General features: G+C 40.1%; 16 protein-coding genes. 6 read left to right on the top strand and 10 right to left on the bottom strand.

Annotation, left to right across the window (positions count from 1 at the left end; translation table 11 throughout):
• Positions 1-2: 2 nt before the first annotated feature.
• The gene (locus tag CAL6303_RS19820; RefSeq protein ID WP_015199616.1) at positions 3-1,553 is read right to left on the bottom strand and encodes a pentapeptide repeat-containing protein; all 1,551 of its coding nucleotides are present in this window, start codon (positions 1,551-1,553) and stop codon (positions 3-5) included.
• A gap of 93 nt (positions 1,554-1,646) precedes the next feature.
• On the opposite strand from CAL6303_RS19820, the gene CAL6303_RS19815 reads away from it, so the two are divergent.
• Together CAL6303_RS19815 and CAL6303_RS19805 are read left to right on the top strand one after the other, a co-directional pair.
• Positions 1,647-2,486, top strand: coding sequence for a prephenate/arogenate dehydrogenase (locus CAL6303_RS19815; RefSeq protein ID WP_015199615.1), 840 nt, complete (start codon positions 1,647-1,649; stop codon positions 2,484-2,486).
• A gap of 469 nt (positions 2,487-2,955) precedes the next feature.
• Positions 2,956-4,185 (top strand): HhoA/HhoB/HtrA family serine endopeptidase, encoded by a 1,230-nt coding sequence (locus CAL6303_RS19805; protein WP_015199614.1) that lies wholly within the window; start codon positions 2,956-2,958, stop codon positions 4,183-4,185.
• Here CAL6303_RS19805 and CAL6303_RS30450 read toward each other — a convergent pair.
• Positions 4,155-4,403 (bottom strand): hypothetical protein, encoded by a 249-nt coding sequence (locus tag CAL6303_RS30450; protein WP_015199613.1) that lies wholly within the window; start codon positions 4,401-4,403, stop codon positions 4,155-4,157. The two genes, CAL6303_RS19805 and CAL6303_RS30450, sit on opposite strands and share 31 nt — an antisense overlap.
• A gap of 37 nt (positions 4,404-4,440) precedes the next feature.
• The gene (locus tag CAL6303_RS19795; protein WP_015199612.1) at positions 4,441-5,253 is read right to left on the bottom strand and encodes a hypothetical protein; all 813 of its coding nucleotides are present in this window, start codon (positions 5,251-5,253) and stop codon (positions 4,441-4,443) included.
• A gap of 248 nt (positions 5,254-5,501) precedes the next feature.
• On the opposite strand from CAL6303_RS19795, the gene CAL6303_RS19790 reads away from it, so the two are divergent.
• Positions 5,502-5,801: a c-type cytochrome gene (locus CAL6303_RS19790; RefSeq protein ID WP_051036708.1), complete on the top strand. Its 300-nt coding sequence runs from the start codon at positions 5,502-5,504 to the stop codon at positions 5,799-5,801.
• Positions 5,802-6,091: 290 nt separating this feature from the next.
• Here the strand turns inward: CAL6303_RS19790 and CAL6303_RS19785 are convergent, their stop codons facing one another.
• The 4 genes from CAL6303_RS19785 to CAL6303_RS19770 all read right to left on the bottom strand — a co-directional run bounded on the left by CAL6303_RS19785 (position 6,092) and on the right by CAL6303_RS19770 (position 10,699).
• Complete coding sequence (locus CAL6303_RS19785) at positions 6,092-7,162, bottom strand: sensor histidine kinase (RefSeq protein ID WP_015199610.1); 1,071 nt, start codon at positions 7,160-7,162, stop codon at positions 6,092-6,094.
• Positions 7,163-7,168: 6 nt separating this feature from the next.
• Positions 7,169-8,350 (bottom strand): FIST signal transduction protein, encoded by a 1,182-nt coding sequence (locus CAL6303_RS19780; protein WP_015199609.1) that lies wholly within the window; start codon positions 8,348-8,350, stop codon positions 7,169-7,171.
• 704 nt (positions 8,351-9,054) lie between these two features.
• The gene (gene radC / locus CAL6303_RS19775) at positions 9,055-9,786 is read right to left on the bottom strand and encodes a RadC family protein (protein WP_015199608.1); all 732 of its coding nucleotides are present in this window, start codon (positions 9,784-9,786) and stop codon (positions 9,055-9,057) included.
• 217 nt (positions 9,787-10,003) lie between these two features.
• Positions 10,004-10,699, bottom strand: coding sequence for an esterase/lipase family protein (locus CAL6303_RS19770; protein ID WP_015199607.1), 696 nt, complete (start codon positions 10,697-10,699; stop codon positions 10,004-10,006).
• A 370-nt stretch (positions 10,700-11,069) separates the two neighbouring features.
• Here CAL6303_RS19770 and CAL6303_RS19765 point away from each other — a divergent pair, with 370 nt between their 5' ends.
• Positions 11,070-12,656, top strand: coding sequence for a hypothetical protein (locus CAL6303_RS19765; protein WP_015199606.1), 1,587 nt, complete (start codon positions 11,070-11,072; stop codon positions 12,654-12,656).
• A gap of 204 nt (positions 12,657-12,860) precedes the next feature.
• Here the strand turns inward: CAL6303_RS19765 and CAL6303_RS19760 are convergent, their stop codons facing one another.
• The 3 genes from CAL6303_RS19760 to hemE all read right to left on the bottom strand — a co-directional run bounded on the left by CAL6303_RS19760 (position 12,861) and on the right by hemE (position 15,663).
• Positions 12,861-13,049: a hypothetical protein gene (locus CAL6303_RS19760; protein WP_015199605.1), complete on the bottom strand. Its 189-nt coding sequence runs from the start codon at positions 13,047-13,049 to the stop codon at positions 12,861-12,863.
• A gap of 443 nt (positions 13,050-13,492) precedes the next feature.
• Complete coding sequence (locus CAL6303_RS19755) at positions 13,493-14,461, bottom strand: NAD-dependent epimerase/dehydratase family protein (RefSeq protein WP_015199604.1); 969 nt, start codon at positions 14,459-14,461, stop codon at positions 13,493-13,495.
• A 146-nt stretch (positions 14,462-14,607) separates the two neighbouring features.
• Entirely contained in the window at positions 14,608-15,663 is a 1,056-nt protein-coding gene (gene hemE / locus CAL6303_RS19750) for a uroporphyrinogen decarboxylase (protein WP_015199603.1), read from the bottom strand.
• Positions 15,664-15,963: 300 nt separating this feature from the next.
• On the opposite strand from hemE, the gene CAL6303_RS19745 reads away from it, so the two are divergent.
• Together CAL6303_RS19745 and CAL6303_RS19740 are read left to right on the top strand one after the other, a co-directional pair.
• Positions 15,964-16,689, top strand: coding sequence for a hypothetical protein (locus CAL6303_RS19745; protein ID WP_015199602.1), 726 nt, complete (start codon positions 15,964-15,966; stop codon positions 16,687-16,689).
• Positions 16,690-16,974: 285 nt separating this feature from the next.
• Complete coding sequence (locus tag CAL6303_RS19740; RefSeq protein WP_015199601.1) at positions 16,975-19,041, top strand: S9 family peptidase; 2,067 nt, start codon at positions 16,975-16,977, stop codon at positions 19,039-19,041.
• Positions 19,042-19,063 lie beyond the last annotated feature (22 nt).

Genomic DNA, 19,063 nt, shown 5'->3' with positions numbered 1-19,063 from the left:
TGCTAATAGTGAAAACCCTTAATAAAGCCAATGACTTCACTTACCGAAAATGGTATTGACTCAATCTCTTGCAACTCATTGTATGTGTTAATTTCATCCTCAGAACGATTACTTAGTTTTTTACCAAAGTTGGGATGATCGTGAATAATTAGCTCTTGAGCGCTAGAATTAGTCAATATTATTTGGGTTGGTGCTTGGAAAAAAGCCATGCGACTAGGTAACTCGAGAATCTTATCGATTTGTCTGATTTCATCGATTCTGTTTAAAGCTTCATCGAGAAGTTGGCTAAATTTTTGAATCCGAAAAAAGGGAATGCTACCGTCATTACAGGTATCTTCACTTTTGAGCATTTCCACAGCAGTACGCAAATTTTTCCGAATATTAGGTGCATCTTCAAAAGGTAAAAGAGTACCACAAGCGGTTGGTAATAATCCTTCATCACTGTCAATGCGAAAAGTTAAAACTGTTCGTCTTCTACCAATTTCTGTACTGGGAGGTTGTTTGAGTAGCCGATATTGTTGAGAAATCTGAAAATAAGCTGCTGCCATAGCATAATTCGCTTCATGATCTAACGGTCTATCAACGATAATACGGATATTTGGGGGTGTTTCGTTAAAGAATTCCCGCGAGTCTTGAGAGGTGAAATACTTGATAATTGAAGAGTCACCCATCGGACTAAGATCCAACCATTCACAAGTAATACCATCTGCCTTTAAGCCAAATCGAGAAGTACCATATAACTTTGCTCCAGTTAAGCTTGCCCCACTTAAATCTGCACCAACCCATTCGGTTTTGATTAATCTAGCTTGATGCAAATTTGCATGAACCAAAGTACAATTACTGAGGTTGGCATTACTAAGATTTGCCCCAGTTAGATCAGCACCGCTTAATTTTGCTCCAGTTAAATCAGCCCAGCGAAGATTTGCTCCAGTTAAATTTGCCCAGCGAAGATTTGCCCCAGCTAAATTTGCCCCACTCAGGTTTGCCCGACTGAGATTTGATTGTTTGAGTTCAGTATCGCGGAGATTGGCACCACTTAAATCGGTGCGAGAAAGATCAGTTTTGCTCAGATTCGCTTGTTCTAGATTAGCCCCAGTTAACAAACTGCCTTTTAAATTTACCTCACTCAAATTCGCTTGACGGAGATTTGCTTGACGCAGTGTTGCTTCTCGCAAATCGGCATTTTTGAGATTGGCAGCAATTAAAGTAGCGCGACTGAGGTTAGCACGAATCAACTCCGAGCGAACTAGGGAAGCTTTGGAAAGTTCAGCATGACTTAAATCAGCCCGAACCAAATTTGTGACATTTAGGCTAGCACCCTTTAGATTGGCATTGGTAAGATGGACACCACTGAGTCTGGCGACATTCAACTTAGCAAACATTAAATTGGCAGAAATCAGGCTAGCACCGCTGAGATTAACCACGTTTAAGTTGGCTTGACTCAGATTGATATCGTCGAGTTTGGCACCACTGAGATTGCTTTCTGAAAGGTCAATACCGCTAAAATGACGCACCCCGGCAGCATATTTTTCGAGGAATTCCTCCACCTTCATTCGCAATACCTCTTGTGTTGATAACTTGCAGAGTTGGTCATGAACGTAGAAATAATATTGTTATTAAGAAGCTAATAGTTATAGATAGAACTAATGAAAATCGGAATTGTAGGGTTGGGATTAATTGGTGGTTCCCTTGGTTTGGATATGCGATCGCATCATCATACCGTTGTCGGTGTTAGTCGTCGAGAATCAACCTGTCAAAAAGCTGTCACCCTCGGTTGTGTAGATCAAGCCTCTACAGACTTAAGCCTCCTTGCTACTGCTGAAGTGGTTTTTATTTGTACACCTATCGGACTTATTATTCCCACAATGCAGCAGCTAATCACGGTTTTACCTGCAAATACTATTGTCACTGACGTTGGTTCTGTCAAAACACCAATTGTTGAAGCCATTAGCCCCCTGTGGCACAACTTTGTTGGGGGACATCCCATGGCTGGAACTGCTGATAGTGGCGTAGAAGCAGCATTAAGTAACCTATTTGTCCAAAAACCCTATGTATTGACACCAACCCCAACCACCCCCAATTCTGCCGTAGTTTTATTGGAAGAGTTGCTCAAAGAACTTAGTGCTACTATTTACCACTGTACTCCCCAAGAACACGATCGCGCCGTCAGTTGGATTTCCCATTTACCAGTCATGGTAAGCTCTTCCCTAATTGCTGCCTGTACGGATGAAGCGGAACCACAAGTATTAAAATTAGCTCAAAATCTCGCCAGTTCTGGCTTTAGAGATACCAGCCGTGTTGGTGGTGGAAATCCAGAACTAGGGGTGATGATGGCAAAATACAACCGAGAAGCTTTATTGAAGTCACTAGAAGTCTATCGTCACAATTTAGACGAATTAAAGGATTTGATTGAACAAGAAAATTGGACAGATTTGGCAGCAAAATTGGAGCATACCCAAGCTGTGAGACCTAATTTTGTCCAATAGTAGCTATATTTTTTGGTTTCAATTTCTGTAACAGCACCAGATTTTGAATAAATTCGAGTAACTATAAAAATAGAAAAGCCTTATAGTTTGCTTTCAACGAAAAGGCAGCTACGGTATACACACAAGTCCCGTTTGCCTTTCCTAGACAAGCCCACCCTTGCAGGACGCTCTAAAAGAATGCGGAATCTGAGAGAACTTCTCTCCCCTGCTCCCCCTTACTCCCCCTGCTCCCCCTGCTCCCCCTACTCCCCTACTCCCCCTGCTCCCCTACTCCCCCTACTCCCCTACTCCCCTACTCCCCTACTCCCCTACTCCCCTACTCCCCTACTCCCCTACTCCCCCTACTCCCTGCCCCCTTGCTTCTTTTCACCACCAAGGTTTATTCACACAGATGCCATGTAATTGCAACAATATCTCCACAACCACTGTCTAAACTGAAGATAACTATAGAAATACCAGTTTATTGCAAATGTTAAACAAAGATAGTCACGATAATTTATCTAAAAATTCTTCACAACAGCCCAAACCCTGGCGGAAAAAAGCGATGAATCTATCGCTACTATTAGTGGGTTCTGGGATGACCTTTGCAGGTGGTTACATAGCTCAAAATCAACAGCAAATTGCCAATATTGCCGTTGGTTCTGCCAAAGCTGCACCCCTAGTTGCTCCAAGTGATTCCAACTATGTCACTAATGTAGTTAAAAATGTTGGTTCGGCAGTAGTTAGAATTGATGCTTCCCGAACCGTTAATAGACGAGCATCTAGCGAATTTAGTGATCCATTTTTCCAACGCTTCTTTGGTTCCCAGTCTCAATTACCGTCAAGAAGACGTGTAGAACAAGGAACTGGTTCTGGTTTCATCATCAAAGCTGATGGTAGTAGTGGGGAAATCCTCACAAATGCCCACGTTGTTGATGGTGCAGATACTGTCCGTGTCACCCTCAAGGATGGACGCAGTTTCCAGGGTAAAGTAATGGGCAAGGACGCATTAACTGATGTTGCTGTGATCAAAATTCAGGCAAATAATTTACCTGCGATGAGCTTGGGTAATTCTGATCGATTAGAACCTGGTGAGTGGGCGATCGCTATTGGTAATCCCCTCGGTTTAGATAATACCGTAACTACTGGAATTATCAGTGCAACTGGACGTAGCAGCAACCAAATTGGTGCCCCTGATAAGCGGGTTAATTATATTCAAACTGATGCCGCAATTAATCCTGGTAATTCTGGAGGACCTTTGCTAAATGCCAGTGGTGAGGTAATCGGGATGAATACTGCAATTATTCAAGGTGCCCAAGGTATCGGTTTTGCCATCCCCATTAATACCGCTCAACGGATTGCATCTCAATTAATTTCCACTGGTAAAGTTGAACATCCCTATCTGGGAATCCAAATGGTGGGATTAACTCCAGAATTAAAGCAAAATATCAACTCTGATCCTAATAGTGGTTTCAATATCACTGAAGATAAAGGCGTTTTGGTGGCTAAAGTTGTTCCCAATTCCCCTGCTGCTAAAGCCGGAATTAAAGCTGGTGACGTAATTTCTAAGTTGAATGGACAACAAGTGAGTGATCCGAATGCCTTACAAAAAATAGTGGAAGATAGCCAAATCGGTAAGAACTTAAGTGTAGAGCTGCGTCGTAACGGGCAAAGCGTAAGTTTAGCAGTTCAACCTGGTGCTTTCCCCACACAAATGTAGTGAAATTCTAACACTTCTGGTTTAGGAGTATTCCAAGTAAAAAAATGTCCAATTGTCATTGCGTAGCTTGCGAACCCAAGGTTGGAGGAACGACGTAAGCGCAAAGCGCAGGCTTCACCAACGCGTAGCGTTGGTGAAGCCTCAGCCGTCGTGAAAGCGATAGGGGCTTCTCTTTGAGTGGCAAGCTTTGTCTGTATAACGATACCCTTCCAGGGCATTGATTCAAAAAGTGAGATGTTCCCTTCGTTAGTTACCTTACTTACGAACTACTTCACGCTCTTTATCAACAACTTGATTATCTGCTTCTTTATCTTTAAACATATTACTTGCGCTCAATAACAAATCTCGAAGCAAATGTTTAATCTGGCGTTCTTTCCGTGCTAAAGCGCTTCCAGCTTCCGCTAATTTTTCATCAAGTTGTAAGTGCTTTTCTTTCACTTGTTCTACAATTACTTCCGGTTGGGGAAGGGTTTTGTTATACCATTGTTTTGCATCTTCCAAATAGCCGTTAATCTCTTCTGTGCGTCCACCATAACGTGCGCTGAGATTTGCTTTAGCTATTGCTAACTGAGATTGTAATTGGGCATAGCGTTTCTGTAGTAGGGCGAATTCTTCACTATTTTTGATGCTTTCCACTGCTGAGTCAATTGCGACCTTAGCTTGTGATGATTTTGTTTGTCCTTTTTCTTGAATTTCTCTTAAAATTTCATCTACTTCCTGATTTATATTCGCTTCTTCTGTGTCTAACTTAGATTGAAGTTGTTTGACTTCAGCCTGAGTTTTGGCAATATTTTCATGACGCTTACTATTAACGGCTTCTAAAGCTCCTTCAATCGAAGCTGTTACTTCTTCCTTAAATTCTTCGCCACGCTCTTGGAGAGTTTCAGTTACTGCTGTCACTGCATCGTTAACGATCCAGCGAGCATCGTTTGAGCCTTGTTTTAGTTCAGATATAACTCCAGAAACCGCTAATCTGACGATTTCCCGAATTCTTTCAATCCGTAATTGCCCGGTTTCTTTTACTTGCTGAAGGTCAGTTTTTATTTGCTCTTTGATATTGTTAGCCATATTGAATCTACTTCAAGTTACTATATCCTATGAACTCATGATGACTCAATGAAGATAAAATGTATTACATCGAAAGGTAGAAAGATCGTCAGCTTAAAAATATTTATGTCTTCAGATGTAGAGAAAGAATATAAAATCTTTAAACATCTGCCAAAAGGTATAGATTTTAAAAAATAAACAAAGTAATCATTTTAATTCGGAGAAACAACTTGAAAAAACTCTCACAAGTATTGATTTTAATACTGTTTATGGTGTTATTTACGGTTGTTCAGCCTGTAACAGCCGATACCTTAAACTCAAATGGGGCAAAAATATTTGAGAGCAACTGTGCAGGGTGCCATATAAACGGTGGTAACATTATTCGGCGCGGTAAAAATCTAAAACTCAAGGTATTACGAAAAAATAATATGGATTCTGTGGATGCCATATCAGTAATCGTTGCTAATGGTAAAAATAATATGTCAGCATATCAAGACCGTCTCACAGTTGAAGAAATTCAAGCTGTGTCCACCTATGTCTTACAACAAGCTGAAAATAATTGGAAGTAGAATCGGTAAAGTAATTATTCCCAAATCAAATAATTGTACCTGGAATTAGTCGTGGTCAAAAGAAGCAAGAGAGCATGGAGCAAGGGGGAAGACTGAGACGCAGAACTTCACGCATTCTTTTAGAGCGCCCTACAAGGGCGTAGCTCTCCTACCCATGCTTTGCTTCTATTCGAGACTCTGCCCGTAGCTTGCTTCCACGAAGTGATACGCTCCGCGCAGATGGGAAAAGTCAACAGCCTATCCCCTTCCCCTCTGCCTCTTCGGTGACTAAGATAAGTATCGATAATTATTTAGCTTTTTTTCGAGGGGATAGAAATCACAAACTCAGATCCATTTCCCAGGGTAGAATTACATTCAAGCTTTCCCGCATGAAGTTCCACAACATGTTGATAACTAATAGATAAACCCAAGCCTGTTCCTTTGCCAATGTCTTTAGTTGTGAAGAAGGGATTGAATAATTTAGAGCGCACTTTTTCGCTCATTCCTAAACCATTATCTCTAATTCTAACCACAACCCAATCATCATTAATAGTCTCAGTAATAATTTCAATAGTCGGTAATCTAGATTTTAAATTAATGTTTGTCTGTGTTGTTTCCAGCATTTCTTCTAATGCATCAATTGCGTTAGCAATAATATTCATAAATACTTGATTAAGCTGACCAGCATAACAATTAATCAGAGGTAATTTGCCGTAATTCCGAATTACTTCAATTTGCCTGGAAGACTCTGGGATAAATTTTAGACGACTATTCAAAATAACTAATGTACTGTCAATTCCTTCATGAATATCGATTTTTTTAAGTTCGGCTTCATCTAATCGAGAAAAAGTCCGTAGTGACTTAACGATTTTTTCTATTCTATTTGCTCCCATACTCATTGACTTAAATAGTTTCTCTAGATCTTCCTTGAGAAAAGATAGTTCAATTTTTTCAATTTTTGCTTTAATTTCCGAGGCTGGTTCAGGATAATAATATTGATATAAATCTATAAGTGTAATTAAATCTTGAAAATAACGATGAGCATGGAATAAGTTTCCATATATAAAACTAACTGGATTATTAATTTCGTGGGCAATTCCAGCAACTAAGACTCCGAGAGCAGACATTTTCTCAGACTCAATTAATTTCATCTGCACAGATTTGAGATTAGTTAGTGTCGTTTCTAATTCCTCTGTACGTTGTTTTAGAGAAACTTCAGATGCTTCCAAATTGCGAATTACACTTTTGAGGACTGATTCCCTCAAATCACTAGCATTTTCTAATTGTTGTCGATCTATTTCCGAACGTTCCAATTTTTTTTGGAGAATTCGGACGCTTTTTTCTAATTCCTTAATTCTGCTCTCGTAATCTATCGGTTCCATGGAAATCTATTTTGTTCCCAATAGCAAAGTCACAAATGTTTCTTGATGGTAGTAGGTTTCACCACCCGATTCTAAGGGTGCAAATTCACCATATGTATAAAACCCAGCAATCGGTATATTTGGGGAAACTGTTTCTCTAACTAATTGATACTCTTGCTTTGCTCTTGTACCTAGAAGCCAACGACGACAGCAGCAGGAAAAGATTAAAACTATTTCTGGTTCGGTTCCTGGATAATTTTCTAAGGCAGTTTGAAATGAAGTTTTAGATGCTGCGATAATTTCATCCCGATTAATATTGGTCATTTTGATCATTGATTGTTCGGGAACATTACCCAAAAATTTGATGCTACCGTTTGTGCGATCGCATAAGTTGGGCACTCGCATATAATAACGTTCTGGTAAGTCAGTGCGATCGCTATCTCTCTCATACACTGCTAATGGATTTTCCGCAGTCGGGGGACGATTACCTAAATAATGCTGATAAAACTCCAGTGCTGGTTTCCCATCTATCTCATACAGTGTAGTCCCCTCAGATTTGGTTATAACACCAGCAGAACCTAAAGGCTCCCAACCGCAACCAGTACCATAGGAAAATAAAATATCTCCATAAAAAACCAAAATGGGTAATGTATCGTTTAGAATTTCTGTACCAAAGAATTGATAAGTATTTTTAAAGCGATATTGATCCCCAGCAGTACCACCAATAATTGGTACCTTCTCACCTAAAGCTTGTTTTAATCCTTGAAGAATTAATTCCCCATTAGTTGTTGTCCCATCTGTAATATAGCTGGCAGGCAGAAGAATACACAATTTGGGAACATCCTGATTTGGATTTGCTTTCTCAACAGCTTGGTGAGCAGCTGCAATGGGGTCTTTACTAGCTTCATACCCGATACCAACCTCAATCCCAACATCATCTGAACAAAACAACATCAAGATTAATGAATCTTGTTGAAATCCTAAGACTGAAGACATCTCTCCATCTGTGGTACAACCAATTAAATCAAGTCCAGGAAATGCCTGATCAATTTCTTTGAGAATAACGGCATGATCAAAATCAATAGCATTAAGTAATATCCCAGCTTTAGGTTCTATTTCTCCAAGAGTTTGACGACATTGATCTAAAACATCTTCAATCGCTCCCTCAGAACTTGGATCATCGCTATGACCAATGACAACCTTCAACATATATTTCTCCGCTTTATATTAAATTAAATAAATTCAGATTACTCAGTAAGTCGGCACAAATAAACACAACTGTGTAACAAAGTGTAAATTATACTCAAAATCCTGACCAATACTCACTATTCGCTACTCACTCCCCATAACGACTATTTTTCCTACCCACCTACTTAACTTAAGTTAACAATCAGCTTCTACCAGGCTTCTGATAAAAGTCCTAAATTCCACCTATGTCTTACTTAGCAACTACTTTCTCTAGCCAATTTAAAAATATGGCTAACATAGCTTGCTGTAAATTGACGGATGATTAGAAGTTACCGAAATTTTTTGATTTACAGATATGTAAAATGAGATGCAGATTGAGGCTGCACAGTAATATCAATCAGGTAACTAACCTAAGATTGCCCATGATGCTCTGATAAATCACAATAGCTACATAAATTTGGCAATATCAATATATTAATTTAATTTTTTCTGCAAAATATATGGCTTGCGTATACGTAGTATATCTCTAGCATTAAGTTATAGATGTGAGCGCTTCTAAAAAACGAAAAGTAAGTAAATTAATACTTAGGGCTTGCTGTATAGCCCTTTCGGGCATCCAAGAAACGCGCAGCGCAGCACGGCGTAAATAACCAGGTCATTATTTAACTCTGAAAACCCCCAGTAATAAGAGGCTTTACCCCACTGCCTCGACGTACTAGCTATTTCTAATCTCCTTGGGGATATTCTTGCCACAGATTTGTAATTTCCCGCAAACTCTGATAGTTGCCATCACCTAAAATAATGTGATCCAGTAAGGGAATTGCGAGGAAATTTGCCCCCTGCAATAGTTGCCGAGTTAAATCAATATCTGCGGAACTTGGTTCTACATTTCCAGAAGGATGGTTATGAGCAATAATCAAGCGGGTGGCATTTTGTTTAATGACTTCCCGGAAGATTTCACGAGGTGGTGCTAAAGTTTCGGTAGCAGTCCCAATCGTAATAATTTGTGTTCCCAATAAGCGGTTTTTCACGTCTAGAAGTAAAACAGCGAATAATTCTTTGGTTTGCCACATCAAATCCTGACTTAAGGCAGCAGCAGCAGAAGCAGGACTATCAATGGTTGTTTTTTCACCGGGACGTGATTGAAATGTCCGTTTACCTAGTTCCACAGCAGCTAAGATTGTGGTCGCTTTGGCTGGTCCGACACCATCAATTTGCATCAATTCAGCAGCACTAACATCACGCATCACTACCAAAGCATCCTGTTGATGTTTTCCTAATTCTTGCAGGATATATTGTCCTAAACCGACAGCCGAAAGTTTTCCTGGACCTTGACCTGTGCCTAGTAAAATAGCAATTAACTCGGCTGTGGATAGTACTTTTGCTCCATGGGCTAATAAACGTTCTCTTGGACGTTCATTTTCCGCCATATCAGCAATTCTTAGGCAGTAGGTCATAGGAAAATCAGGAATAGTGGCGACAGATGTACCTCTTTTTAGTTATCTCCTGTTTTTCTCTAAAAGTAGTTTAATTTGATGAAATCTTTAATTTTGCCAAAGGTGGGAACGGGGAGTATTCAGCTTTTGCTCTCAATTTCCCTCAACTTTGGGGATACAAAACACCGGGCTTTTTTCACTTTTGTCTGTTTCCCGTTCCCTGTTGCTATTAACAAAGCTATGCCAAATATTTTCTCCAAATTTCCAATTGATTTGGAGAACCATACCAAATTCCGGGACTGCGAGGGGAGTGCTTAACCCCTTCAATGATGATATTTTCTGCACCTTCTAAGTGTGCGGCAGCGATTGGTGTGATTCCATCTCCCCAAGTATTACCGATACCACATGTAAGTTGATAACTACTATAAGCTAACCAACTACCTGGCTGTCTTTTACCAAAAATTGTCTTGCCAGCAACACAAATGTAGCGGGTATTTGTGTAGAATGCTCCAGGATAGTTTTGATTTACAAAGTCAAGATTCCAGCGTGTCCAGCGTTCCTGGCTCACATGTGGAGTTCCTAAGGTAATTAGGGTATTAATTTGGGGATGTGCTTGCCAGAGTGTGGAGTTTTTCTCTCCTCTACCAGAATAAGCTGTTTCCCCCATGTATATGCGGGATATCCATCCCCCAGCAGAATGACCGATCAAGTTTATTTGTGATGCATGATGTTCTTTTAATAGATGTTTTACAGTGCGATCAATTTGTAGAATAATTGGTGTGACGGCTCTACCCCCAAGAGTGGGAAACCAATCTTGTCTTTTTAGAGGTACTGTTAGTGTTGGGTAGCCTGATTCTTGAAGTGATTTTTCCAGCGGATAATAGGCGGCTGCACTTTCTAAATATCCAGGTACAATCACAGTAGGTAGTGGCATTTTAAGAGTTTGGTTGAATTAGGATAATTGTTTGCGGACTGAAAAATTTATTATTTGTTCCAGTTATAATTTACCGAGCTTTGAGTTTTAAATCTATAATTTACTGACCAGTCTCGAAGTATAATAGGATTAAAGATGATTAAAAAATAAAGTTTGTCAATAGTTGTCAATAAGTTTATGTATAATAATTTTTTGATGATAATAATAAGCATATACGCAAAGCTACTATATATCCGGTTTTGAAGTGTTAGGTAGGAATTATTGATTTAGGTAGTGATGTATTTTTAACTAAGATTACTGAGATATTAAGTTGAAATCGCAAAACAGTTAATTCAGTCGTTGTCGTTGTGTGGAGTGAAAGTTGAATCCTATGTCTTATATTACTGTGCTCAAGAGTGTTCCGGAAATTCTTAGTCAACCAGCGGGTATCGCGGCGATAGCATCCTTGGGAATTCACGGTGCGATCGCACTATTGCTGCCGCTAATGCCTGTGGACTCTGCTAAGTCAACGAAACAAGCACCTATTACTAAGCCACTGGGTTTGGCAGAGTTAACCCCTTTTGAGCAAAGCCGCATACCGCAGGTGGCAACGCTACAACCAGGTGCTCCCAACGCACTGCTACCTTTACCTGCCCAAGGTCAAATTTCGGGACAAACCGGGCTTCCAGGTATGCCCAATTCAACTGGTTCAACTACCCTCAATAGCTCCAATTCCTTTGTTAGCCCACCATCGGGTGCCCCATTTGTCTCTTCCACTACCCCACCTTTGCAGCCGTTCCAACAAACTACAGGGTTTTTAGTTAATCCTTTGCCCAATCAAGGAAAAGTTGTCAATTCCAGAACATCTAGACGTACAAGTTCTTCACCAGACTATAGCAACATCAACTTCAACAACTCAAAACCAGTTATACCTCCCAATAAAATGCGTGGTGTAAATCCTGGACAAGAAATTAGTTTTCCCCAGACTCAACCTATTTCTCCTACTTTTACACCCGGTAATAATGCACAAACTCAACCGATGGGTGAGGATGAAGGTAAAGGTGTTAACTTAGCGAAGGATCCCTTTGCTAATATGAATAACGGACAGCCAGCGGGTAACGCTGTAGCGACGAATCCTGATGGAACGCAGGCATTTGCACCACTGGAATCAATTAATAATCCTGAGATTAAAACTTATGGTGGAACACCTGCCAATCCTGTGGTAAGTAATCCAACAAATGTCAATAATTCTTTATCTGGCACTTATGCCAGCAATCTCAAAACTGGTGATAGTATAATCAACCAAATTACTAAGTTTAAAACACAGTACAAAGATTTAGTTACTGCTGCTCCCATTACTCTAACTTCTGATAGTAATAAGATTTCGGGGATTGTGGACGGTGGTATGGTGATCAAGAATAAAGCGGGTGAAGTTGATGCTATCGAACTTGCAGATGGTTCTCAACCACCAAAAGAAGTCAGAGATGCTGTACTTAGTTATCTGCAAAAAAGTCCGATTGCAGCAATCAACGGTAAACCAACTTATGTCTCTTTCCGAATTTCTCCTAAGTCTGGTGATGCAGCAACTCAAACGCCTGTAAAATCAGAGGATAATACAGTTCAAAAACCAGTTGTTCTGAAAAATATCACGGAAACATTAAAACCTGTTTCTAACCAGCTGCAACAACCTGTGATTCCTAGTTCTACAGTTCCAGGTACAAACAAACCTGTAGAGATTAAGCCTGTACAACAAACTAACTCGCAGACTACATCTGAAGTAGTAAAACCCATTGATAAGTTGCGTCAACGGATGCGGACGTTGAGTCAATCCTCAGAAATGGAATCCTCAAAAACACAAGTATTTACGCAGGAAACGGGCAAACCAGAATCTGAAAAAGCAACTACGAATTCTGTATCTACAGATGGAAAACCATTTTTGAATGAGTTACGCAAGTTTAGAGATCAAGAAAAAAAATAAGAGAATATTAGGACTTACGCACTGTACAAAAGAGCTATGTTGTGTATCAACGTAAATACGTTGTTTCACGCTTTCATAAATTACCCTTTCTTGGTTTTTTTCCGTTAATGGGTAATTCCTAAATATTTATTTTTAACCTCTTTCGCGGAATTCCCCATCCCTCTACAGGGTGGGGATGAATAGCGGACAAAAACGAGACCCACCCTAATCAATATCAACCGCAGGTTGTTGAGAGAGGGCTGTAGTCGAGTTTTTGTCAATCTCCAATGTTGGCAGTCGGTCAATATAGTCTTCAATTATTTGAGTCACTGTTTTTTCCTTCGTCGCGGCATAGTTTTTTAGTTTATTGAAACGCCTTTGTGATATGCGAATATGTACTTCTTTTGTTTTCATAGGCATGTCCACAACATAGGCATACTTATGCTACTATATAAATGGTTGTTGACCCACCCACACGGCTCATAACAAACGGTCACAGTAGCGGTAGTATGCGCGACCTCGTCTAAGAGCGTGAGAAAGGGGGAAAGACCTCGGTCACTGGTTCGCATCGGTTACGCCCTGCGGTAAAAAAAATAAGCCACACAGAGGTGTACGAAAAAGAAATAAAACTGCCTGCGGGAGGCGGGCGGCTGCGCGGGTTCTCCCTTGAGGAGATAAACGGTGCAAACCGAGAGACGCTGTGTAAGTCCAATCTGTACTTGTACAAGGAGGCTGCGACGAATGAGACGCGAAACAATGATGGTTGCTTTGAGGAAGCTCCGGCTTCAGCGAAGCAAGCCGGAGTACTTCACTATTTGTACCTTCACGCTACGATGAAGGTACTTTTCAAACATCCTCTAAGAATTGAGAGTTGTATCAGGTTTGACTCCGCTTAATCTCAAGACATCAGTCATTGTCGCGCAATGGTTTGGTAGTTTAAAGCTTGTGGGATTGGTGATGGGATGATAGGTAAAATGGCGATAATTCATGCAGAATCTATCCCATGCTGCCATTTGGATGCGAAATACGACGATGATAAAGTTAGCTAGGGATGTGGATAGGGGGATACGGAAACTGATTTTTTTTCCTAGGTAATGACAAAGTTCTTCGATAGCTTGGTTTGCTGTGAGTTGAGTTTGTCCTAAGACGATTTGACGTGATTCTCCAGTTTGGGGAGGGTGATCGATGAGGTGTTTAATTACTGTGGCAATATCTTTAGCATGAATGAAGTGAAAACTGCCGTCTGCTTTGAGAAACTTAATTAAATTTGCGTATTTTGTAACTTCGGTAATTCCTGTGGTTACGGGTGAGTAGGGTTTGTTGTTGTCTCCACCTATCACCAGGGTGGGAAATACTGTTGTAATCTTAGACGCGATCGCGCTTTTGGATTTATCCTGTAAACACTGATATTTGCTGCGGATGTAATCTGTTCCAATTTCTCCTGCTTCTTTGAGGGGTTGGTTGTTACTATCTAAGACGCTGGCTGTGGAGAAGTATATCACCTGTTGACAGCGCTCTGGATCTAGCAAGTTCATTAGTTGTAAGGTTTTGGTGACGTTGACATCAAAGGTGATGTCTCCTCCCCATGCTGTTGCTGTTAAAACTGCGATGTCGATTGTTTTTAGGAGATCTGATAGTTCTCCTATTAATTGCATGTCTCCTTGGATGATGGTGGTGTGGTTTGAGGTGGTTGTGTCAATTTTAAGTTTTTCGGGGTTTCTGACTAGTAAGAATAGTTCATATTCGTTTGCTTGGATGAGTAGTTCGCTAATGTAATGTCCAACACATCCACTTGCGCCTGTGATTAATATTCGTTTTTTGGACATAAAGGAATAAATTTAAGAGTTTTAACGCAGAGTGACGCGGAGTTAAGCGCAGAGTTCCGCAGAGGAGAGAGAAGAAAGAGAAGAGAGAGAAATGCAGGAGAGTTTGCGGAAGAAGCATCTCCCGCAAAGCTTCTCTCTGGGAAAAACTATACTGTGGCTAGTTTTAGCTGTTTGGCTGTTTCAAAGAAGAAGGCTACGTTTTCTTCTGGGGTTTGTGGTAAGACTCCGTGTCCCAGGTTGAGGATGTGTCCTGTGTCTCCGGCTTTGCGTACTGTATCGTATATGCGATCGCGGATGAATTCTTTTGAACCAAATAAAACTCCAGGATCTAAGTTTCCTTGAACTTTCATTTGTTTGCCTAAGCGGATTCTCGCGTCTGCCATGTCTACTGACCAGTCTACTGTAGCAATGTCTGCTCCTGATTTTGCCATACGTTCTAAGACACCGGCGCTACCACTAACTAATAAGATTAATGGGGTGTCGGGATGGGTTTGTTTTACTTTGTCAAATACCATTTTTTGGTATGGTAGGGCAAATGTGTCGTAGTCTTGAGGACTAAGTTGCCCTGCCCATGAATCAAACATCTGTACTACTTGCGCGCCGCTGTCAATTTGGTAACGGATGTATGTGGCGATCGCGTCGGCGAATTTGGTCAAGAGTTGGTGTAATATTGTGGGGTCGGAGAATGCCATATTCTTAATTACAGAATAGGTTTTGGAACCTTTGCCTTCAACTACATAAGCTGCTAAAGTCCAAGGGGCACCAACGAAGCCTAAAACGGTTGATTTATTCCCAACTTCTTGTCGCAAAGCTTGCAAAATTGTTTTGATAAATGGTAGCGACTCTTCGGGGTTGAGAGGGATTAAACTATCAACTTGGGCTTGGGTACGGATAGGTGCATGAATAATTGGTCCTTTTCCTTCCGCAATATCCATGTCAATCCCTAAACCAGGGAATGGTGTGACAATATCGGAAAACAAGATGACACCATCGGGTTGAAATGCTTTCCAAGGTTGGAGAGAAACTTCGATAGCGACATCGGGAATTTCCGAACGTTCGCGGAAAGAAGGATATTTCTCCCTTAAATCACGGTAAGCTTTCATGTATCGTCCAGCCTGCCGCATCATCCACACGGGAGGACGATCTACAACTTCACCACGAGCAGCCCGTAAAAGAAGAGGCTCATTTGCGGAAATACCCATTAATACTACATCCTATATTACTTTTTTATGCCAATTTAAAGCTTACCAGGCAGAGGTAGGGAATAGGTGATTCAGGCTAGATTATTGGCTAGATATCAGGGTTTAGCTTAATATCTCTTAACTTAATTGAGATTTTTTGAGGTTCCCAAATGCCTTGTTTGTTGATGTTGTTCTGAATACAGGTTCCCATTTTCCCTGGGACTTTGTTATATTTACGCAGTCGATTATGTGTCAAAATATTCTCACAATTTAATCAGTTAATTTTATTAAATTTATCTTGCTTCACAACAGAAAATCTGTATGCAAACTGAATCCCATGATCCAATCAACGCAGAATGTACCATTTATCTGATTCCGCGATCGCATCGACGAAAATTCTTTATTCAATTCACTGTGATGACGGCACTGGGTTGGGTTGTTGGTGGTGTTGTTAGTATTGTGTTTGATAAATTGGTGACAGATAAGCTGTTATCTACATTTACGCCACAATTACTAAATTTATGGTCAAATTGGGGTAGTTATGCCAGTTTGGGGCTATTCGCGGTCATTTTTGCCGCAGATCAAGCAATTATTCTCCGTAAATATGTCTCTGGTTGGTTGTGGATTCTAACTACTAGCTGCGGGTGGTTGATTGCTACACAGGTTTCGACTGCTTGGATTAATTATATTTCTTCACTGGCGGAGTCTTTACAAAGAAATCTTTTGCCCAAGGAGATCCTGATTATTGGTATAGTTTGTACAGGCGCGTATATAGTTTCTGGCGTTTGGATGGGATTTACTCAATGGATAGTTATTCGACGCTACACTATTGAAGCTTGGTGGTGGAATTTTCTTCCGTCGATTGCTTTTTTTGTAATCAGTCTTTTGGTATGGTTATTATCTCTAGCATATGATTTATTTCCCACAATCTACCGCGACCAAATATTGGGCTACGGTGAACAAGGTTTAACAGCTTTAACTTTGGGAATCGTTCCCGCAATTGCTTTGTGTCGTTTGAAGACAAAGGGAAAACCTACAACTACATGAAAATTACAAATATGGACTAACTAAGAATAGCTTTTGAAGCATTTTAATGAAATTTTTAGGAATTTTGCAATCTGAACTAAAAAGCAGACTTGGAAATTGCGAGTCTGCGGCAAGTCCCTTTGGATCTACTTTACATTGCAATGATGTAAATTTTGTTGATTCCGTAAGTCATAATTTTATGAGCTTTTGACTAATAGCTAATATGTCGGAGGATAACATTATTAATTAATATTATCTGGCATTTGTAGTTCTCCATTTAATCTATTAACGGTCTAATTTCTATCCATGAGTCCCAATCCTAACTTTATTTCTCCAATCGCCAAAAAAAAGCCAGAAATTCTCGAATTACATGGAGATAAGCGCATCGACAATTACTTTTGGATGCGTGATATTGAAAACCCCGAAGTTACAGCTTATTTAGAAGCTGAAAATGACTACGCGAATGCAGTCATGAAACCAACTGAAGTTTTACAAACACAGCTTTATGAGGAAATGCTTTCCCGCATCAAAGAAACTGATCTTTCGGTTCCCATTCGCAAAGATGATTACTACTATTATTCTCGTACTGAGGAAGGGAAAGCCTATGCAATTCATTGTCGCAAGAAAGGTAGTTTGGATGCACCGGAAGAAGTATTGATTGATGAAAATCAATTAGCAGAAGGTGAAGACTTTTTCAGCTTAGGTATTTTTGCAGTTAGTCCAAACCATCAAATATTAGCCTATTCAGTTGATACCAATGGTTCTGAACGTTACCAACTTTATTTCGTTAATTTAGTAGATCATAAATTCTATCCTGAAACTATTCCTGATACATATTATTCCTTTGCTTGGGCAAATGATAATCGAACAGTTTTCTATACTAAAATCGATGATGCAAATCGCCCTTTCCAGATTTTAAGCCATCAATTAGGAAGTTCTGCCGAGACAGACATATTAATTCATCACGAACCTGACAATTCTTACTTCTTATCAATCGGCAAAACTCGAAGTGATGCCTATATATTACTCAATTGTGGCAGTCAAATTACATCTGAAGTGTATTACTTAGATGCAAATCAACCCCAAGAAACATTCAAACTTTTCCATCCAAGAATACATGGAATTGAATATGAAATAGATCACCATGGGGATTGCTTTTATATAGTTACCAATGAAGACGCAATTAACTTTAAGTTGATGAAGACTTTGGTAAGTAAATCAGCTAAAGAGAATTGGCAATTAGTCATTCCCCATCGTGAAGATGTCATGCTATCAGGAATTAGTATTTTTGCAAATCACTTGGTAATTTACGAGCGGAAATTTGGATTACCTCGTGCCAGAATTCAAAATATAACTACAGGTGTCGAAAACGATATTCAGTTTCCAGAACCTACCTATGCTTTCTTTGAAGGTGCAAACCCAGAATTTCATACCAACATTCTCAGATTTACCTACACTTCCTTAATTACCCCAGCTTCGGTATTCGATTACAACATGGATACCCAAGAAAGGGAACTCAAAAAAGAAACTGAAGTGGTAGGTGGTTATGACAAAACCCAATATAGAAGCGAAATGTTGACAGCTACAGCGGAAGATGGGAGTCAAATCCCAATTTCCATCGTATATAAGCAAAATATACAGAAAAATGGCATAAATCCGTTATTTCTCACAGGATATGGTTCCTATGGATATCCTTATCCGGTGTCATTCTCTTCCAGTAATTTACCATTACTTGAGCGGGGAATTGTTTATGCGATCGCGCATATTCGCGGAGGGGGTGAAATTGGTAGAAAATGGTATGAAAATGGTAAATTCCTCAATAAAAAGAATACTTTTACCGACTTTATTACCTGTGCTGAATATCTAATCGAACAAAATTGGACATCACCCCAAAACCTAGCAATCTCCGGAGGAAGTGCAGGGGGTTTACTGATGGGTGCAGTTATTAACATGCGTCCCGATTTATTTCAAGCAGTAGTAGCAGATGTCCCCTTCGTCGATGTTATCAGCACCATTATTGATACATCCCTTCCCCTCTCAGCAATTGAATGGGAAGAATGGGGCAACCCCAACGACAAGATTTATTACGACTACATCAAATCCTACTCACCCTACGACAACGTAGAAGCAAAAGCATATCCCCACCTTTTAATTACAGCAGGTTTAAACGACCCCCGCGTTAAATATTGGGAACCTGCAAAGTGGACAGCGAAACTGCGTGAACTCAAAACTGACAATAATATACTTCTACTCAAAACTAACATGGGTGCAGGACATGGGGGAGCATCCGGACGTTACGAAAGTTTAAAAGAACTTGCATTTGAATACGCTTTTGTGTTTCAAAGGTTGGGAATTGAAATCGGGGAACAGTGAACAGTTAACAGTACTTGATACT

Origin of the sequence: Calothrix sp. PCC 6303, assembly GCF_000317435.1 — a bacterium.
Classification (GTDB): Bacteria; Cyanobacteriota; Cyanobacteriia; order Cyanobacteriales; family Nostocaceae; genus PCC-6303.
This window is presented reverse-complemented; position numbering and strand designations above follow the sequence as displayed.

What these genes read in the sequence shown, in the direction of transcription:
- CAL6303_RS19780 (WP_015199609.1), bottom strand. Translation starts at nt 8,350, where the DNA reads ATGTTGAAGGTTGTCATTGGTCATAGCGATGATCCAAGTTCTGAGGGA.
- CAL6303_RS19745 (WP_015199602.1), top strand. Translation starts at nt 15,964, where the DNA reads ATGCAAACTGAATCCCATGATCCAATCAACGCAGAATGTACCATTTAT.
- CAL6303_RS19815 (WP_015199615.1), top strand. Translation starts at nt 1,647, where the DNA reads ATGAAAATCGGAATTGTAGGGTTGGGATTAATTGGTGGTTCCCTTGGT.
- CAL6303_RS19765 (WP_015199606.1), top strand. Translation starts at nt 11,070, where the DNA reads ATGTCTTATATTACTGTGCTCAAGAGTGTTCCGGAAATTCTTAGTCAA.
- CAL6303_RS19790 (WP_051036708.1), top strand. Translation starts at nt 5,502, where the DNA reads ATGGTGTTATTTACGGTTGTTCAGCCTGTAACAGCCGATACCTTAAAC.
- CAL6303_RS19785 (WP_015199610.1), bottom strand. Translation starts at nt 7,162, where the DNA reads ATGGAACCGATAGATTACGAGAGCAGAATTAAGGAATTAGAAAAAAGC.
- CAL6303_RS19820 (WP_015199616.1), bottom strand. Translation starts at nt 1,553, where the DNA reads ATGAAGGTGGAGGAATTCCTCGAAAAATATGCTGCCGGGGTGCGTCAT.
- CAL6303_RS19740 (WP_015199601.1), top strand. Translation starts at nt 16,975, where the DNA reads ATGAGTCCCAATCCTAACTTTATTTCTCCAATCGCCAAAAAAAAGCCA.
- radC (WP_015199608.1), bottom strand. Translation starts at nt 9,786, where the DNA reads ATGACCTACTGCCTAAGAATTGCTGATATGGCGGAAAATGAACGTCCA.
- hemE (WP_015199603.1), bottom strand. Translation starts at nt 15,663, where the DNA reads ATGGGTATTTCCGCAAATGAGCCTCTTCTTTTACGGGCTGCTCGTGGT.
- CAL6303_RS19795 (WP_015199612.1), bottom strand. Translation starts at nt 5,253, where the DNA reads ATGGCTAACAATATCAAAGAGCAAATAAAAACTGACCTTCAGCAAGTA.
- CAL6303_RS19755 (WP_015199604.1), bottom strand. Translation starts at nt 14,461, where the DNA reads ATGTCCAAAAAACGAATATTAATCACAGGCGCAAGTGGATGTGTTGGA.
- CAL6303_RS19760 (WP_015199605.1), bottom strand. Translation starts at nt 13,049, where the DNA reads ATGAAAACAAAAGAAGTACATATTCGCATATCACAAAGGCGTTTCAAT.
- CAL6303_RS30450 (WP_015199613.1), bottom strand. Translation starts at nt 4,403, where the DNA reads ATGCCCTGGAAGGGTATCGTTATACAGACAAAGCTTGCCACTCAAAGA.
- CAL6303_RS19770 (WP_015199607.1), bottom strand. Translation starts at nt 10,699, where the DNA reads ATGCCACTACCTACTGTGATTGTACCTGGATATTTAGAAAGTGCAGCC.
- CAL6303_RS19805 (WP_015199614.1), top strand. Translation starts at nt 2,956, where the DNA reads ATGTTAAACAAAGATAGTCACGATAATTTATCTAAAAATTCTTCACAA.